15 protein-coding genes are annotated in these 17,318 nt (G+C 63.7%); 10 read left to right on the plus strand and 5 right to left on the minus strand.

Annotation, left to right across the window (positions count from 1 at the left end):
• Window positions 1-66: 66 nt before the first annotated feature.
• The 3 genes from FJ423_RS02090 (at window position 67) to FJ423_RS02100 (ending at window position 4,707) form a co-directional block, all read left to right on the plus strand.
• A complete protein-coding gene (locus FJ423_RS02090) occupies window positions 67-1,371 on the plus strand; it encodes a DUF6638 family protein (protein WP_140838760.1) in 1,305 nt (434 codons plus the stop codon).
• Between the two features lie 217 nt (window positions 1,372-1,588).
• Window positions 1,589-2,713 (plus strand): DUF2333 family protein, encoded by a 1,125-nt coding sequence (locus tag FJ423_RS02095; RefSeq protein ID WP_095766470.1) that lies wholly within the window; start codon window positions 1,589-1,591, stop codon window positions 2,711-2,713.
• 314 nt (window positions 2,714-3,027) lie between these two features.
• A complete protein-coding gene (locus FJ423_RS02100) occupies window positions 3,028-4,707 on the plus strand; it encodes a formate--tetrahydrofolate ligase (protein WP_140838762.1) in 1,680 nt (559 codons plus the stop codon).
• Between the two features lie 65 nt (window positions 4,708-4,772).
• Here FJ423_RS02100 and FJ423_RS02105 read toward each other — a convergent pair whose 3' ends face one another.
• The 3 genes from FJ423_RS02105 to FJ423_RS02115 form a co-directional block, all read right to left on the minus strand.
• On the minus strand, window positions 4,773-6,077 hold the full coding sequence (locus tag FJ423_RS02105) for a hypothetical protein (RefSeq protein ID WP_140838764.1): 1,305 nt from the start codon (window positions 6,075-6,077) through the stop codon (window positions 4,773-4,775).
• Window positions 6,078-6,092: 15 nt separating this feature from the next.
• Complete coding sequence (locus tag FJ423_RS02110; protein WP_140838766.1) at window positions 6,093-6,308, minus strand: hypothetical protein; 216 nt, start codon at window positions 6,306-6,308, stop codon at window positions 6,093-6,095.
• A 157-nt stretch (window positions 6,309-6,465) separates the two neighbouring features.
• Window positions 6,466-7,107 carry a cysteine hydrolase family protein gene (locus FJ423_RS02115; protein WP_140838768.1) on the minus strand — a complete coding sequence of 214 codons (642 nt, stop codon included), beginning with the start codon at window positions 7,105-7,107 and terminating at the stop codon, window positions 6,466-6,468.
• 127 nt (window positions 7,108-7,234) lie between these two features.
• Here FJ423_RS02115 and FJ423_RS02120 point away from each other — a divergent pair, with 127 nt between their 5' ends.
• A complete protein-coding gene (locus FJ423_RS02120; protein ID WP_140838770.1) occupies window positions 7,235-8,221 on the plus strand; it encodes a helix-turn-helix domain-containing protein in 987 nt (328 codons plus the stop codon).
• On the opposite strand, the gene FJ423_RS02125 is transcribed toward FJ423_RS02120, so the two are convergent.
• Window positions 8,208-8,765 carry a sugar O-acetyltransferase gene (locus tag FJ423_RS02125; RefSeq protein WP_140838772.1) on the minus strand — a complete coding sequence of 186 codons (558 nt, stop codon included), beginning with the start codon at window positions 8,763-8,765 and terminating at the stop codon, window positions 8,208-8,210. The genes FJ423_RS02120 and FJ423_RS02125 overlap by 14 nt on opposite strands.
• Window positions 8,766-8,899: 134 nt before the next feature.
• On the opposite strand from FJ423_RS02125, the gene FJ423_RS02130 reads away from it, so the two are divergent.
• The 5 genes from FJ423_RS02130 (at window position 8,900) to FJ423_RS02150 (ending at window position 15,339) form a co-directional block, all read left to right on the plus strand.
• Window positions 8,900-9,361 carry a DUF4126 domain-containing protein gene (locus FJ423_RS02130; RefSeq protein ID WP_140838774.1) on the plus strand — a complete coding sequence of 154 codons (462 nt, stop codon included), beginning with the start codon at window positions 8,900-8,902 and terminating at the stop codon, window positions 9,359-9,361.
• On the plus strand, window positions 9,358-10,734 hold the full coding sequence (locus FJ423_RS02135; RefSeq protein WP_140838776.1) for an FAD-containing oxidoreductase: 1,377 nt from the start codon (window positions 9,358-9,360) through the stop codon (window positions 10,732-10,734). The genes FJ423_RS02130 and FJ423_RS02135 overlap by 4 nt, the downstream gene beginning before the upstream one ends.
• 167 nt (window positions 10,735-10,901) lie before the next feature.
• Window positions 10,902-11,957 carry a succinylglutamate desuccinylase/aspartoacylase family protein gene (locus FJ423_RS02140; protein ID WP_140838778.1) on the plus strand — a complete coding sequence of 352 codons (1,056 nt, stop codon included), beginning with the start codon at window positions 10,902-10,904 and terminating at the stop codon, window positions 11,955-11,957.
• Between the two features lie 239 nt (window positions 11,958-12,196).
• Window positions 12,197-14,386 (plus strand): anthranilate synthase, encoded by a 2,190-nt coding sequence (locus FJ423_RS02145; RefSeq protein WP_140838780.1) that lies wholly within the window; start codon window positions 12,197-12,199, stop codon window positions 14,384-14,386.
• A gap of 5 nt (window positions 14,387-14,391) precedes the next feature.
• On the plus strand, window positions 14,392-15,339 hold the full coding sequence (locus FJ423_RS02150) for a cation diffusion facilitator family transporter (protein ID WP_140838782.1): 948 nt from the start codon (window positions 14,392-14,394) through the stop codon (window positions 15,337-15,339).
• Between the two features lie 240 nt (window positions 15,340-15,579).
• Here the strand turns inward: FJ423_RS02150 and FJ423_RS02155 are convergent, their stop codons facing one another.
• A complete protein-coding gene (locus FJ423_RS02155; RefSeq protein WP_140838784.1) occupies window positions 15,580-16,680 on the minus strand; it encodes a hypothetical protein in 1,101 nt (366 codons plus the stop codon).
• Window positions 16,681-16,869: 189 nt separating this feature from the next.
• Here FJ423_RS02155 and FJ423_RS02160 point away from each other — a divergent pair, with 189 nt between their 5' ends.
• A complete protein-coding gene (locus FJ423_RS02160; RefSeq protein WP_140838786.1) occupies window positions 16,870-17,304 on the plus strand; it encodes a DsrE family protein in 435 nt (144 codons plus the stop codon).
• The last annotated feature ends 14 nt before the right edge of the window (window positions 17,305-17,318 follow it).

Below are 17,318 nucleotides of genomic sequence, written 5' to 3' on the forward strand. Positions count from 1 at the left end.
GGAAGAGTGCGCCGCCCCTCATCCGGCCTTCGGGCACCTTCTCCCCGTGAACGGGGAGAAGGGAAGATGAGCGCAATTAAAAAACCCGACCTTCTGCGCGACAACGAGCTGATCTACGGCCGCTTGCTCGCCATCGACGAGCCGCATCTCATCCAGCGCTACAACAAGGCGCTTGCCGCTTTCGGCCTCGAGCCCACCAAGCTTGCGAGCTTCCAGATCGACCGCACCGGCTTCTCGCCCGAAATCGCCGAGGAATGCGGCGACTACAACTATCTCGATCCCAATGAGGTCAACCGCCGCTTCATCATCCTGACGCCGTCGCAGATCGACCTGCCGGTGGTCCACACCGCCTTCTCCAACACCTCGCAGCTGATGTTCGAGTTCATGTCGAAGAACCGGCGCGCCATCGACGCGCTGACCATCAAGGACGTCATCTACGGCGAGATCGAGGACTCGGTTCCCAAGGTCAACGATATCGAGGACCTGCTGTCGATCAACCAGGTCGAGTTCAAGGTGTTGTCAGCCGAGGACGTGCTCGGCAAGGCGGCTGAGCTCGGCAAGCTCGTCGACCGGCTGAGGCAGGAGCCTGACGCCTGGCGCGACGACGCCATGCTTGAGCGCATGGTCGAGCTTGCCAAGGTCTGCGGCGACATCCGCGAGAACGCGCTGGTGCCGGACCAGGTTATCTTCCGCCACAACGCCTACTGGACCAGCCATTTCGGCGGGCTCTACGTCTTCGTCGACCCCGATATGACGACGGTGATCAGCGATCCGGCCGCTCCCGGCTTCCGCCGCTCGCGGCCCTGGCAGGTGAGCTATCTGTCGATCAACGACGCCGACAAGGTGTTCGGCTTCCTGGCCGCCACCGGCCGTCTCGATCTGCCTCGCGCCTCCTGGATCGAGACTTCCGGTTATCTCGAACACCGCGCCGAAATGGTCGTGCGGGCGCTGATCCGCGACGCCGAGCCCAACCGCAATCTGACCGATGTCGACAAGGTCTGGCTGCAGACCTGGATCCTTGGCCACGCCGACCTGATCGCCAGCGACGGCAATTTCCCGTTCCTCAACGCCGCCAAGCGCGAGATCGCCCAGCTCGGCCATCTCAAGATCGAGGATGTGTCGCCGCGCCAGCGTTTCCTGGTCGTGCGCGCCAAGCCCGATCATCCCGATGCTTGGCTGACCAACCAGCTGATCTCGGATTTCGTGCCGCAGGACTTCGTGTCGCGCTACGTCTTCAACAAGCCCGGCTTCTACAAGGACTATGACGGCTTCAGCGACGCCTGGCGAAGCCATGTTGTGGACGTTCTGAAAACCACATATTTGCAGGACAAGGCGGCGTTCCGTGCGCGCCTTTACGGTTTGACTGACTAGAGCATGATTCCGAAAAGTGGGAACCGGTTTTCGGGGGAAATCATGCTCCAACAAAGAGTTAGATCAGGATGACGTTTCAACGAAACGTTATTCTGATCTAGAGCAATTCCAGGAAAAGTGTGGGCGGTTTTCCGCCCGGAATTGCGGCAAAACAAAGGGTTAGGGCAGATCGCCGCTTCCCTTGAAACGGTGAAATGCTCTGAGGGGTACCACAGCCATGCTCGACCCGATCGTGAACTTCTTCACCCGGATTTTTCAATGGATCGGCCGCGGCATCGGTTTCGTCATCGGCCTTATCCTGTGGCCGTTCATGTGGGTTGGCCGCTGGTACGGCCAGCGCGGCTGGATTCTGAAGGCGGTGGTCGGCCTTGCCGTTCTGGTATTGATCGGCCTCTATGCCAATTTCTTCTACGCCACGCAGTGGTGGAACAATTTCAACCCGAACTATCCCGACACCTACACGTTCGAGAAGCGGAACGTGTCGGCGGGCGAGCAGGTTTCAGCCGGCAGCGGCACCGATACGGCCAAGACATGCGGCAACTCGGCGATCGCCCAGGTTGCCGCTGATTTGACGGACTTCAATGTCAACCAGAATGCCTGGATCTCCTCGATGATCCTCTACAAGCTCGGCCTGTTCGGCATCGATTGGGACCACACGCCCTGGATGGACAACAAGGCGTCCTTCCAGCGCGGCATCAACCAGGCGGTGCGGCGCACCGCGACCGAGCTTGCCGACAATCTCGGCCGCGTGCGCACGACATCGCAGATCGACGCCGACCTGCAGGATGCGCGCGGCAATCTACAGTTCGATGAATACACCTGGTATTTCGGCCTGAACCCGTTCGGCCCCAAGACGCCGACGCCGAGCTATTATCGCGACGCGGTGCGGAAGCTGCGAAACTTCAACGCCCGGCTGGCCACCTGCCAGGCGACGTTCGACGCCCGTGCCGACAATCTGAAGCAATATATCGACCGCATCTCCTCGGACATCGGATCGACCTCGGCCATTCTCAAGGAGCGCGCGGAAAACCACAATGATGGCTGGTTCGATACCCGCGCCGACGACCGCTTCTGGTTCGCCTATGGTCAGCTCTACGCATATTACGGCCTGATGAAGGGCGCCCAGGCCGACTTCGACGACGTGATCAAGGAAAAGCACCTGCAGAGCCTTTGGGACACGATGGATTCGCAATTCGTCTCGGCGCTGCGCATCCAGCCCTTCATCATCGCCAACGGCCGCGAGGACGGCTGGCTCCTGCCGACGCATCTGACGACGATGGGCTTCTACATCCTGCGCGTGCGCTCCAACATGGTCGAGATCAGCAACGTGCTCACGCAATAGCGCCTTTCGAGGCGACACGGCGATGGTGGATTTGCGCCGTCGCCTCTGTCGCTTTTCGCGTATTCAGCGGCTGTTTTGAGACGGCGGAACGGTCTTGGCTCTGGCTTCTATACGCCGCAAGCGACCGGGGCCGAAGACCCGAGCAGGGTCGGACCGGGAACAGCAGTTTTTCTTTGCAGGAAACTTAGTTGCATGGAAGTTGACGCCGCGGCCGCGACAGGGTTAGAACTTGCCCTTGCGCCCGCGCGGCGTTTCGAACATGCACAGATGATCAAAACCGTCCCTTCCACCGCCCAATCCAGAGGAAAGCCGTCATGGCCGAAGTGAAGTCCGACATCGAGATCGCGCGCGCCGCCAAGAAGAAACCGATCCAGGAGATCGGCGCCAAGATCGGCATCCCGAACGAGCATCTCTTACCCTATGGCCACGACAAGGCGAAGGTCTCGGCCGAGTTCATCAAGTCGGTGAAGGACAGGAAGGACGGCAAGCTGATCCTGGTCACCGCCATCAACCCGACGCCGGCCGGCGAAGGCAAGACCACCACCACGGTCGGCCTTGGCGATGGCCTCAATCGCATCGGCAAGAAGGCGATCGTCTGCATCCGCGAGGCCTCGCTCGGACCGAATTTCGGCGTCAAGGGCGGCGCCGCCGGCGGCGGCCTCGCCCAGGTGGTGCCTATGGAGGACATGAACCTTCACTTCACCGGCGACTTCCACGCCATCACCACCGCGCATAATTTGCTGTCCGCGCTGATCGACAACCACATCTATTGGGGCAACGAGCTCGGCATCGACACCCGCCGCGTCGCCTGGCGCCGCGTCATGGACATGAATGACCGGGCGCTGCGCGAGATCATCTGCTCGCTCGGCGGCGTCGCCAACGGTTATCCGCGCGAAGCCGGCTTCGACATCACCGTGGCTTCCGAAGTCATGGCGATCCTGTGCCTCTCCACCGACCTCAAGGACCTCGAGAAGCGCCTCGGCGACATCATCGTCGCCTACCGCCGCGACAAGTCGCCGGTCTATGCCCGCGACCTCAAGGCCGACGGCGCCATGGCAGTTCTGCTCAAGGACGCCATGCAGCCCAACCTCGTGCAGACGCTGGAGAACAACCCCGCCTTCGTGCATGGCGGCCCGTTCGCCAACATCGCGCATGGCTGCAACTCGGTCGTCGCCACCACGACAGCGCTGAAGCTTGCCGACTATGTCGTTACCGAAGCCGGCTTCGGCGCCGATCTCGGTGCAGAAAAGTTCTTCGACATCAAGTGCCGCAAGGCGGGGCTGAAGCCGTCGGCGGCGGTCATTGTCGCCACGGTGCGCGCCATGAAGATGAATGGCGGCGTCAAGAAGGAAGACCTCGGCAAGGAAAATATCGAGGCGGTCAAGAAAGGCTGCCTGAACCTCGGCCGCCATATCGAGAATGTGAAGCAGTTCGGCGTGCCGGCAGTGGTGGCGATCAACCACTTCACCACCGACACCGAAACCGAAATCCAGGCGATGAAGGACTTCGTCAAGGCGCAGGGCGCCGAGGCCATCCTGTGCAAGCACTGGGCGCAGGGCTCGGCAGGCATCGAGGACCTCGCCAGGAAGGTGGTCGAGATCGCAGAATCCGGCGCCTCACAGTTCTCGCCGCTCTACCCGGACGAGATGCCGTTGTTCGAGAAGGTCAACACCATCGTCAAGCGCATCTATCGCGGCGACGAGGCGATCGCCGACAAGTCGATCCGCGACCAGTTGCATGCCTGGGAGCAGGCCGGCTACGGCAACCTGCCGGTCTGCATGGCCAAGACTCAGTACTCGTTCTCGACCGACCCGAACCTGCGCGGCGCGCCGACCGGCCATACCGTGCCGGTGCGCGAGGTCAGGCTCTCGGCCGGCGCCGGCTTCGTCGTCATCATCTGCGGCGAGGTCATGACCATGCCGGGCCTGCCCAAGGCGCCGTCCTCGGAGAAGATCTTCTTGAACGAGACCGGCCAGATCGAGGGCCTGTTCTAGACGCTGCTCGAGCTGAAAGACCAAGGGCGCCGCCTCACCGCGGCGCCTTTTTTCTTCGCCGGCTTTCACGCCACCGCGGGCGAGCCGAACTTCTTGATGCCGGCGACCGACATCGAGACGAACTGGTCGAGGATGGCGAAGAAGATATCGAGGCTGAAGCCGAACAGGAAAGCGAAGGTGAACAGGCTGAAGCCTATGCCGGTCACCTCGCCGCCGAGCTTGGTTCCCGGCGCCATGAACCAGGCGAGGATCATCCCGGCAAGCCCGCCCAGCGCGATGCGGTGAATGAGCCGCGACAGCGGCGGATTGGGCAGAAGCGGGTTCAGGATCATGCGCATGTGGAACATGATGCCGCCAAGCGCGCCGTAAAGCGCGGGCAGGATCCACAGCGCATAGGGGCTGAGGACCTCGGTCAGCGTCTTGGCCTGCAGTGTCAGCGTCGAAATCGAATTCGGCGTGATGGTGATGACGCCTTCGCATTGCAGGTCGCGTGTCGCCGCGTCGAAATCCGCGCTCACGTCTTCGACCATGCCGGTAGAACTGACGACTTGCATGCCGCCTTGAGCGTTGCCGTTGTTCCTGCAATCGAAATCCGACTGCTTGAGCGGCTGGCTGCTCCCGGCCCCGCTCTGCTGTTGCGCCAGCGCGATTTGCTGGCCGCAGAACTGGTCTATGGCCATCTGCCTGGGGTTCGAGAAATCAAGCGGCGCGCCCGCTTTCCCTGGCGAAGCCGAGAGCTTGCAATAGGCCCATTGCATGCCCCAGAGCGGAAACGGCGCCTCCTGCGTCATGAACCCCTGCGCCCGCACCAGCAACGAGGAAAAACGCTGGTCGAGCGAATGCAGGTTGTCGACTGAATTGTAATAGGCGTCCTTCAGAAGCGTCAGATCGGTCGCCGACGCCTGCTGGGCGGCGGCCGAGCTCAATTGCTTCTTGGTCGCCCAGACCTGCCTGATCGACTGCCCGAACCGAGCACTGAAATCGTTGTTGTCGATCTCCTGCAGTTCCGCGTTGATCGAGACGCCCCTGTTGTAGACATAGGTCAGCTTGCCGATGACGATCATCATCGTCACCGACAGGGCGATGAGGAAATAGGTCGCGAGCGCGGTCCGGCGCGACATGTCGCCCGGCGACCAGCCGGTGCGCAGCGCAGCCAGGGTTGAAAACGGCACGGTGCCGGAGCAGTCGTTGAGCACCGTTTGAAGTTTGACGACCTCGGGCTGGCTTGCGCTCGCGTCACTGAGTTTTTCCGCGTCGCCGATCGCAGCGAAGAGCGCGCTGTCCTTGAACACGCCGTAGCGGCCGTAGCCGGCAACCAGCTTGGCGTCGGCAAGCAACCCGGAGACAAGAGGATCGTGGAATGTCGTCATCGCGCCCCCCGACGACTAGCCCAGATAACCCTGCACGAAGCCATATTGCGACGGGCATCCGCAGGGATAGCCGGCCGGCCCGGGCGGTTGCGCCCAGCACCAGAAGAATTGGGTGAAGCAGATCGTGCCTGGCGCATGCGGCGGCACTTGCGCGAAGGCGGGCCACGGCAGCAGCGCCGCGCCGACAGCGAGGGTCAGGACGACCAAAGTTCGTGCAACGCGCGCCTTCAATCCAGCCCCCCGAGCCATCCGCGCTTATTCACATGCGGCGACTTTCTGAAAATACCGGAACGGCGTCCGTGAAATGGCTCACGCTCTTGCTGGATATTTGGCGCCAAGAAAAAGGCGCCGCATCCTGGCGGCGCCCTTGCTTTTGAACGGCTTCGGGCTACGCGGCGTTCCGCTGCAGGGCCCGCTGGTTGGACGCATAGATCGTGTCGCGCTCGGGCAGCTTCCCGGTCTTCAGGCAATCGATCCACTCGGCGGTCTCGAGCACCGCAGCGAAGCGCGACTGCAAGACGACGCTCACCACCCGGTGTATGTCCTCGGCGGACGCGTAGCCGGCGCTGTTGGCATAGGGCACCGAGCCGCTGGCATCCGAAAGGAACTCGACGGCAAAACCCATATGCACCGCGTGGATTATGGTCGACAGATCGCAATTGTGGGTCATATAGCCGACGACTGCGATCGTATCGATAGCGTTGGCGCGCAGCCAGGCTTCGAGATCCGTGCCGGTGAAGGCCGAAGGCAGCGTCTTTTCGACATAGTGGTCGCGGCCGCGCCTGGCGATCTCGGCATGCAACTCGCCGCCATGGCTGCCCTTGGCAAAGATCGGCGAGGTCTCGGGCGCCATCTGCTTGACGACGACGGTTTTGATGCCGGCCGCCGCGGCGGCATCCATGGCGCGCGCCACATTGGCGACGGTCTCGTTGAAGGGCGGATGCTGGATGGCGAGGTTGCCGCCATTGTAGTCGTTCTGGACATCGACGACGACAAGCGCGCGGCGCGGCTGGGTGGCTGGTGCTGACATGACGGTTTTCCTTTCGACCGGGTTGATGGGCGCAAAGCTAGGCCGATGTTTCGAGTCGAGAAAGTGTCCCGATTGACATCATTCGAAAAAATTGGGACATTCAACTTTCAACGAAACGATGCTTGCCATGAAGAATCCGATCATCGCCGCCGTCGCCTTCGACGGCATCAGTCCTTTCCACCTCTCTGTGCCGTGCCTAGTGTTCGGCACCGATCGAACCAACCTTGGCCTGCCGCGCTTCGACTTCCGCGTCTGTGCGATGGACGAGGGACCCATTCATACCGATGCGGGGCTGAGCATCGTCGTGCCGCATGGGCTTTCGGCGCTCGACGAGGCCGACATCGTCATCATCCCGAGTTGGAAGGATCTCGAGGATCCTTTGGCCGCGCCGTTCAAGGACGCGCTGCAGCGCGCGCATCGGCGCGGCGCTTTGATCGTCGGCTTGTGCCTCGGCACCTTCGCCATTGCCGGCGCCGGATTGCTGGCCGGGCGCAGGGCAACCACCCACTGGGCCTATACCGACCGGCTGCAGGCGCTGCATCCCGACATCGCGATCGATGCGGACGTGCTCTATGTCGACGATGGCGACATCGTCACCTCCGCCGGCGTCGCCGCCGGCCTCGACTGCTGCCTGCACATCGTTCGCGCCCGCTATGGCGCGGAGGCCGCCCTTCGGCTTGCCCGCCACGTCGTGCTCTCGCCGCATCGGCAGGGCGGCCAGGCGCAGTTCATCGAGCGCCCGCTTGCGCCGACGCCGAATGCCGACCGGTTCTCGCGCGCTCTCGACCAGGTGCGGGCGACGCTCGGCGAACCGCACAGCCTCGACAGCGTCGCCGATGCGGCCGGCCTCACCCGCCGCACCTTCACACGCCGCTTCCAGAAGTCGATACGCACCAGTTTCGGCGACTGGCTTGCCGACCAGCGCGTGGCACTTGCACAGAGGCTGCTGGAGCAGACGGACAAATCGATGGACATCGTGGCCTTCGAAGCCGGGTTCGGCAGCGCCACCTCGCTGCGCCAGCATTTCGCCGCGCGGCTCAGGACCTCGCCGAGGCAGTACCGGCGCGAGTTTTCCAGAAGCACCAAGGCGTCAGACGGACTCAGCCTTTTGTAACGGCCCGTGCCGGGTTGCCGACGACGGTCGCGTTGGCCGGTACGTCGCGGGTCACCACCGCGCCCGCGCCGACGATGGCGCCCTCGCCTATGCTGACGCCGGCGAGGATCACCGCGCTGCCGCCGATCCAGGCATTGTCGCCGATCCTTACCGGCCTGGCGATCTCCAGCCCGGCCAGCCGGCCGGCAGCTTCGCGATGATGCTCGGCGCAGTAGATCTGCACATTGGGCCCCAGCATCGTCCCCTTGCCGATGCGCACCGGCGCGGTATCGAGGATGGTGCAGCCGGCATTGAGGAAGACGCCGTCGCCGAGATGGATGTTGAACCCGTACGCGCAATGGAACGGCGCCTCGATGCGCGCCCCCTCGCCCGCGCCACCGAGCAGCGCCTGCAGGGCCGGGGCGATATCACCGCGCTGCCGGGGCGGCAGGCTGTTGTGCTCGAACACCGCATCGCGTGCGGCGATGCGCAACGCCTCGAGCTCATCGTCGATGCAGGTGTACCATTCGCCCGCCGCCATCTTTATGCGTTCGCTTGTCGTCATGGTGGCCCTCCAGGGTTTCGTCTGCTGCCAAAGCATAATCGATCGTCTGTCAAAAGCCCCGTAGCCAAACGCCTGGCTTGTGCTAGCCTGCCGTTGCGAGGCCATGCGAAGGTCTCGGTTTGAGGGGGCCGATCATGCTTTACATTCTCGCCCTGCTGATAGGCGTCATTGCCGGCCTGCGCGCCATGACCGCGCCCGCCGCCGTCGCCTGGGGTTCCTATCTCGGCTGGCTGCCGGTCACGGGCACCTGGGCGAGCTTCATGGGCCACTGGATCACTGTCGGCATCTTCACCATCCTGGCCATCGTCGAGCTGGTCGCCGACCAGCTGCCGTCGACGCCGAGCCGCAAGGTGCCGCCGCAGTTCGGCACCCGCATCGTCGTCGGCGCCTTCTGCGGCGCGGTGATCGGCGCGACCGCCGGCGCCACCATCGGCGGCCTGGTCGCCGGCGCGATCGGCGCGGTGATCGGCACGCTGGGCGGCGCCGAGGTCCGCGGCCGGCTGGCCGCCGCATTCGGCAAGGATCAGCCCGCCGCCTTCATCGAGGATGCGGTGGCCATCATCGGCGGGCTGCTCGTCGTGGCGTCCGTCGCATGAGCGCAAAGAGCTTCGACGCCATCGTCATCGGCGCCGGCCAGGCCGGGCCGCCGCTTGTCGGCCGGCTCGAGGCCGCCGGCATGAAGGTTGCGCTGATCGAGCGCAAGTTCATCGGCGGCACCTGCGTCAACACCGGCTGCATGCCGACCAAGGCGATGGTGGCGAGCGCCTATGCCGCGCATCTCGCCCGCCGCGCCGCCGACTACGGTGTCGCTCTCTCAGGCCCCGTCGGCGTGGACTACAAACGCATCAAGGCGCGCAAGGACAAGGTCACCAACGACGCCCGCGGCAACCTCGAAAAATGGATCGCCGGAATGAAGGGCTGCACGCTTTATCGCGACCATGCCCGTTTCGTCACCGCCGACACGGTGCGCGTCGGCGACGAGCTGCTCACCGCGCCAAAGATCTTCCTCAACACCGGCGGCCGCGCCTCGGTGCCCGATCTGCCTGGCGTCAACGACGTACCCTATCTCACCAATTCCTCGATGATGGATCTCGATGTGCTGCCCAGCCACCTGATCGTCATCGGCGGCAGCTATATCTCGCTCGAATTCGCGCAGATGTTCCGCCGCTTCGGCTCCGAGGTCACGGTAATCGAGAAGGCGCCGCGGCTGACCGGCCGCGAGGACGAGGACACCTCCGCCGCCATCCAATCGATACTCGAAAACGAAGGCATCGCCGTCCATGTCGGCGCGGACGACATCGCCTTTGCCAGGCAAGGCAATGGGATCGCCGTCACCTTCGCCGCCGGCAAGCCGCCGGCGGTCGGCTCGCATGTGCTGCTGGCGCTGGGGCGCAAGCCCAACACCGACGATCTCGGCCTCGACAAGGCCGGCGTCGCGGTCGACCAGCGCGGCTATATCGTCGTCGACGACCAGTTGCGCACCAATGTGCCGGGCATCTGGGCGATGGGCGACTGCAACGGCAAGGGCGCCTTCACCCACACCTCCTACAACGACTTCGAGATCGTCGCCGCCAACCTGCTCGACAACGATCCGCGCAAGGTGAGCGACCGCATCGAAGCCTATGCGCTCTATATCGATCCGCCGCTCGGGCGCTGCGGCATGACGGAAGCCGCCGTGAAGAAATCCGGCCGCCGCGCGCTGGTCGGACAGCGGCCGATGACGCGTGTCGGCCGCGCGGTCGAGAAGGGCGAGACGCAAGGCTTCATGAAGATCCTGGCCGATGCCGACACCGGTGAAATCCTCGGCTGCTCCGTGCTCGGCCCGGGCGGCGATGAGGCGATCCACTGCGTGCTCGACCTCATGTACGCCAAGGCGCCGATCTCGACGCTGGCGCGCGCCATGCACATACACCCCAATGTCTCGGAGCTGCTGCCGACCATCGCCCAGGAGCTGAAGCCGCTGGAGTAGAGCAATTCCAGGAAAAAAGCGCTGCGGTTAGGCTCGGCGTCTTCGCCGTAGCAGGGCTCGGCGTCTTCGCCGTAGCCGCCCTGCCCCGATAGCCCGGCGAGGCTGGACCACTCGACAGCCCGATCGCAACAATGCATGGCTGAAACCTCCTCACGCGGAGATATCCCATGCAGAAGACGATCGAACGCATCGCCGGCGACAGCGAGGGTGTCGCCTACGAATTTCCGGTCTTGCGCTTCGAGGGCAAGGACAAGGCGGCTCCTTCCGCCTATCTGCAGGCGGCGCTGCATGCCGGCGAGCTGCCGGGCGTCGTCGCCATCGACGCGCTGATGCCGATGCTGGCCAAGGCGGAGGCCGAGGGCCGCATCAAGGGTCCGATCACCATCGTACCCTGGGCCAACCCGATCGGCCGCGCGCAATATCATTTCGGCGAGCACCAGGGCCGCTTCAATCTCGGCACCCGCACCAACTTCAATCGCTCCTTTCCGCTGCTTGCCGCGCCCGACGCCAGGCTTCTGCCGGATGTCAGCCTCGGCGGCGCCGATCGCCGGCTGAAGAACCGGCTCGTCCAGCTCTCGCTCGGCAACGATATCGTGCTTGACCTCCACTGCGACGACGAAGGTCTGGCCTATCTCTACATCCACACCAGCCTGTGGCCGCATATGGCCGATTGCGCGGCGGCCATGGGCGCCGAAGCCGTCCTGCTGTGGAGCGAGGACGATACCGGCACCTTCGAAGGCGCCTCGATCATGCCCTACCAGAACGTGCCGGCGAGCGTCGCGCGTTTCGATCGCCGCGCCGTCACCACGGTCGAATATCGCGGCATGCTCGATGTCGACGCCGCCTTCGCCGCGGCCGATGCCGCGGGACTTTACCGACTGCTTGTGACGCGCGGCGTCGTCCGGGACTCATCCGTGCCGAAATTCGAGAAATTTTCCGGACCGGTCGTACCGCTGGAAAACATCGACATGATGCCTTCGCCCAGGGCCGGCGCGATCCTTTACGAGGTCAAACCCGGCGACCGCGTCAAGAAAGGCGAAAGGCTGGCGACGATCGTCCACGCGCCCGGCGAGGCCGGCGGCCGCACGGAAGTGTTCGCCCCTCAGTCGGGCTTCATCCTGACCCGCCGCGCGCGCCGCATCATCCGCGCCGGCGAGGATCTTCTGAAGCTCGCCGGCGACGCCAGGAGCACCGATGCACGCTCCGGCACGCTGGAAGACTGAGGCGTAGCGGCTTTCACCATCCGCCGTGAAATCCAGTTGCATGGACCTCCATTCGCCGCTATGGGAGTGGCCATGAACATGCGTTCGAACAAGACCATTTGGTGGTGGGCTCGCTGACAGCGGCCTGTTCGTGCTTGTGCGCGTGAAAAAGAGGGTGGCCGCAGCGGAATATCCGGGCGGCCATTTGTTTTTTAACGCCATTCCCGGGTCCGTTGCCCAAGACGCTGATGGAGACGGCAATGACGACTAAAGTTCTGGACAACGGGGCCGAGCGCTTCATCACCGCGGGCGGCGTGACGATCACCCGCGAGCGGCACGACCGGCCCTATGAAGGCGCGATCGATGCCTATGTCGACGGCCTGAATTCGCGCCGCGGCGCGGTGTTTTCCTCCAACTACGAATATCCGGGCCGCTACACGCGCTGGGATACCGCCATCATCGATCCGCCGCTGGTGATTTCCGCGCGAGGGCGCACCATGCGCATCGAAGCGCTGAACAAGCGCGGCGAAGTGTTGCTGCCGGTGATCGGCAAGGCGCTTGGCGAGCTCAGTGAAGTGACGATCGTCGAGACCTCGAAGACGCTCATCCACCTCGATGTGGCAAAGCCCGGCCGTGTCTTCACCGAGGAGGAGCGCAGCCGCGTACCGTCCGTGTTCACGGTGCTGCGCGCCATCACCGCGCTGTTCAAGACCGCCGAGGACGCCAATCTCGGCCTTTACGGCGCCTTCGGCTACGACCTAGCTTTCCAGTTCGATCCTGTCGACTACAAGCTCGAGCGCAAGGAGAGCCAGCGCGACCTGGTGCTGTTCCTGCCCGACGAGATCCTCGTCGTCGACCATTATTCGACCAAGGCCTGGACCGACCGCTACGACTATTCCGGCGACGGTTTTTCGACCGAGGGCTTGGCCCGCGATGCCCATGCCGAGCCGTTCAAGACCGCCGACCGCATCCCGCCGCGCGGCGACCATGAGCCGGGCGAATACGCCAACCTGGTGCGCCGCGCCATGGAGAGCTTCAAGCGCGGCGACCTGTTCGAGGTCGTGCCTGGACAGATGTTCTACGAGCGCTGCGAGACCCAGCCTTCCGACATCTCGCGCAAGCTGAAATCGATCAACCCCTCGCCCTATTCCTTCTTCATCAATCTCGGCGAGAACGAATATCTGATCGGTGCCTCGCCGGAGATGTTCGTGCGCGTCAACGGCCGCCGCGTCGAGACCTGCCCGATCTCCGGCACCATCAAACGCGGCGACGACGCCATTTCCGACAGCGAGCAGATCCTGAAGCTGCTCAACTCGAAGAAGGATGAGTCCGAGCTCACCATGTGCTCGGACGTCGACCGCAACGACAAGTCGCGCGTCTGCGAGCCAGGCTCCGTGCGCGTCATCGGCCGCCGCCAGATCGAGATGTATTCGCGCCTGATCCACACTGTCGACCACATCGAGGGTAGACTGCGCGAAGGCATGGACGCCTTCGACGCGTTTCTCTCGCATGCCTGGGCGGTCACCGTCACCGGCGCGCCGAAACTGTGGGCCATGCGCTTCATCGAGCAGAACGAGAAGAGCCCGCGCGCCTGGTATGGCGGGGCGGTCGGCATGGTCAATTTCAATGGCGACATGAACACCGGGCTGACCTTGCGCACCATCCGCATCAAGGACGGCATCGCCGAGGTCCGCGCCGGCGCCACACTGCTTTTCGACAGCATTCCCGAGGAAGAAGAAGCCGAAACCGAACTGAAGGCATCCGCCATGCTCTCCGCCATCCGCGACGCCAAGACCGGCAACGCCACCGGAACCGAGCGCACCACCGCGCGCGTCGGCGACGGCGTCAACATCCTGCTGGTCGACCATGAGGACAGTTTCGTCCATACCTTGGCCAACTACTTCCGCCAGACCGGCGCCAACGTCTCCACGGTTCGCTCGCCGGTGCCGGAGGAGGTCTTCGAGCGGTTGAAGCCGGACCTCGTCGTGCTGTCGCCCGGCCCTGGCACGCCGAAGGATTTCGACTGCGCCGCCACCATCAGACGAGCGCGCAGCCGCGACCTGCCGATCTTCGGCGTCTGTCTCGGCCTGCAGGCATTGGCCGAGGCCTATGGCGGCGAGCTCAGGCAGTTGCACATCCCCATGCATGGCAAACCGTCGCGCATCCGCGTTTCGAAGCCCGGCATCATCTTCTCAGGCCTGCCCAAGGAAGTGACCGTCGGCCGCTATCACTCGATTTTCGCCGACCCGGTGCGCCTGCCCGACGGTTTCGTGGTGACCGCCGAGACCGAGGACGGCATCATCATGGCTTTCGAGCACCGCAAGGAGCCGATCGCGGCGGTGCAGTTCCATCCGGAATCGATCATGACGCTCGGTCACAATGCCGGCATGCGCATCATCGAAAACATTGTCGCGCATCTGCCGCGCAAGGCCAAGGAAAAGGCCGCGTAGGACCTATGGCTGCGACGCAGGACACGGTGGCGGCCGCGGCGAAAGCCGCGACCCGCGAGAAGATTGCCAGGCTTGCCTTCTCGTCGATCCTGGTCGCCTTCGTGGTGCTCGTCTTGAAGCTTGCCGCCTGGTACATCACCGGTTCCGTGGCGCTCTATTCCGACGCGCTGGAATCGATCGTCAACGTGATCGCATCGGCCGCCGCCTTCTGGGCGATCCAGGTCAGCTACAAGCCCGCCGACCAGGACCATCCCTTCGGCCATCATAAAGCCGAATATTTTTCCGCCGTCCTCGAAGGCGTGCTGATCGTCGTCGCGGCGCTGCTGATCCTCAACGAGGTCTGGCAGTCCTGGCAACATCCGGCCCCGCTGGAACAGCCTTGGGAAGGACTTGCCGTTAACGGCCTCGCGACGGTCATCAATGCGATCTGGGCCTGGACGCTGATCCGCGCCGGCCGGAATGCGAAGTCGCCTGCGCTTGTCGCCGACGGCCAGCACATCATGACCGACGTGGTAACATCCGTCGGCGTGTTCGGCGGTCTTGTCGGTGCCGTGCTCACCGGCTGGCAGGTCCTCGACCCGGCGCTGGCAGTGATCGTCGCGCTCAACATCCTGTGGCAGGGCTGGCATGTCATCGGCTCGTCGATGAGCGGGCTGATGGACCGCGCCGTCGACAACCATGAGCACATGCAGATCCGCAACATCATATCGGCCAATTCGAAGGGCGCGCTCGAGGTGCATGATCTCAAGACGCGCATTGCCGGGCGCGCCACCTTCATCGAGTTCCATCTCGTGGTCGACGCCGACATGACCGTCGGCGCCAGCCATGTCATCTGCGACCGCATCGAGGACGCGCTGAAGGCCGAGATCCCCTCGGTGCGCGTCACCATCCATGTCGAGCCGGACGACGAAGCCAAGCTGCCGAAAGGCACCGCGGCAGTGCCTTTCGCCTGACGGTGGCAGCACGGCAGACATTGGAGATTGGCCGGAGCCTCTCAATTTCGTCATTCTAGGGCGGAGCAGGAGCGAAGCTCCGTCGCGAAGACCCTAGAATCCATGCCGTTGCCTTCGCCAAGGAGCGCAACGGAGCAAAATTCTGCACCGCAGCGGCGCTTCCAACCCACGGCGTTGGCTTCTATGGTCTGCGCCGCGTCGCTTCGCTCCTTGCTCCGCCATAGAATGACGAAGCGCTGGTTACGGAGCGCATGCCGACTGCGGCATCGGCTGCAGCCGATAGACCTTGTCGTCGGACCTGGTCTTGCCGCTCGCCGCCTTCGAGCAGAGATCGAGGACCGCCACCGCATTGTTGGGGTTCGCGACCATCATCGTGCCGTTGACGCCGCGCTTGAGGAAGATCTCCTTCTGCGAGACGTCGCAGGAAAAATCGCTCATCTTGGAACTGGCCGAGCAGCGCCACTGATCGGCCTCGCCCTGGCAGGAATAGGTCTGCGTGACCTTTTTCCCTTTCTGCCTCGTCGTCACCGAAACGGCGATATCCGCCCCATCCGGCCAGTTCGCGGCATCGCCCCCGGCGGCGAAGGAGGCGAGCTCGACCGGTCCGCGGAAAATACGGATCGATTGCGTCAGCTGGTTGGGATGCGACTTCAGATGCGCATCGTCGTAGTCACGCCCGAAGCAGAAGGGCTGATCGGGCTTGAGCCGCACGCGCAGCGGCTCGCCCAGCGCAGGGTCGATCGGGTCGATGCGCGCGAACTCCGCCTTGCAGGTCTCGGCCGGCATCGGGTCCAGCTTGAAATTGTCGTCCTCGCTGCCCAGCGTCTGCTTGTTGTACTCGGCCTCGCCGAGCTGCTCTTCCGAATCCGGGTCGAGATAGACGTCTGGCGACAGGCCGGACAGAAGAAGCTTCCCCTTGTCGTCGACTTTCAGCGAAGCCAGCGTCCTGTCGCAGTCCATGCCGCAACGGATGCCGCTCGCCTTGTCGCTTGGATCCTCGTTGTTGCACCAGCTGCTCGCCCATTCCGGCTTCTTGGCGCCGCGCACCGTTGTGGTGAGGAAGCCGTTATAGGACGTATCCTGGTTGGCGGCGGGTTCTTCGTTCGTCCGGCTGACCGGGTCATGGCCGTAGAAGAAGAAGATGCGCGCCACCTTCTGGCGCGGATGCGCCTTGAGATGGGCGGCGTCGTAGACACGGCCGAAGCAGGCGTCGGCGCCAGTCGGGCTGAGCTCGGGAAGCTTGGGCGGTTGTTCGGCGCGTGCTACGCCGGCAAAAGCGACAAGGGCGGCGCAAAGCACCGCGCCCGCCATGGCCCTCCCCACAACGATCCTCGATGCCATATGATCCTCCTCCCGCCACAGGACTGGCTTCATGCTAGAGCAATTCCAGGAAAAGTGTGAGCAGTTTTCCGTTCGGAATTGCGTAAAAACAAGGAGATAGGGCGTTTCGCCGTTTCCGTGAAACGCAGTAATCTAGGAGCGCCCGGACCATGCAAAATTGAGCGAACGGGCAAGGCAAGGGAGGACAGGATGCTGCGCCGTGACATTTTTCGTGCCGGTCTCGCGGGCGCCGCGGGCCTGTTCGGCCTGAGCCGTGCAAATGCGGCAACGCCTGAGGGAAGGCTGAAAGTCGCCTATCACCTCAGCGACGCCGACAAGGTCAACTTCGTCCTCGGCAACATCAAGAACCACTATGAAGGCACCGGCGGCAATGTCGATATCGTACTTGTGGTGCACGGTCCGGCTCTGGCCGCTTTCAAAGCCAAGGGCGCATCCGGCGCTGTTTCCAGCCGCTTCGCCGGCCTTGTTCAGCGGGGACTCGTCCCGCAAGCCTGCGGCAACACCCTGCACGGCATGGATATCACACTGACCGACCTGCTGGCGGGCTTCGAGCTTACCGAGAAAGGCGGCGTCGTGAAGCTCGCCGAACTGCAGCACCAAGGCTATCTATATCTCAGGCCCTGAGCGCGACCGGGCTT

Origin of the sequence: Mesorhizobium sp. B2-8-9, assembly GCF_006439475.1 — a bacterium.
Taxonomy (GTDB): domain Bacteria; phylum Pseudomonadota; class Alphaproteobacteria; order Rhizobiales; family Rhizobiaceae; genus Mesorhizobium.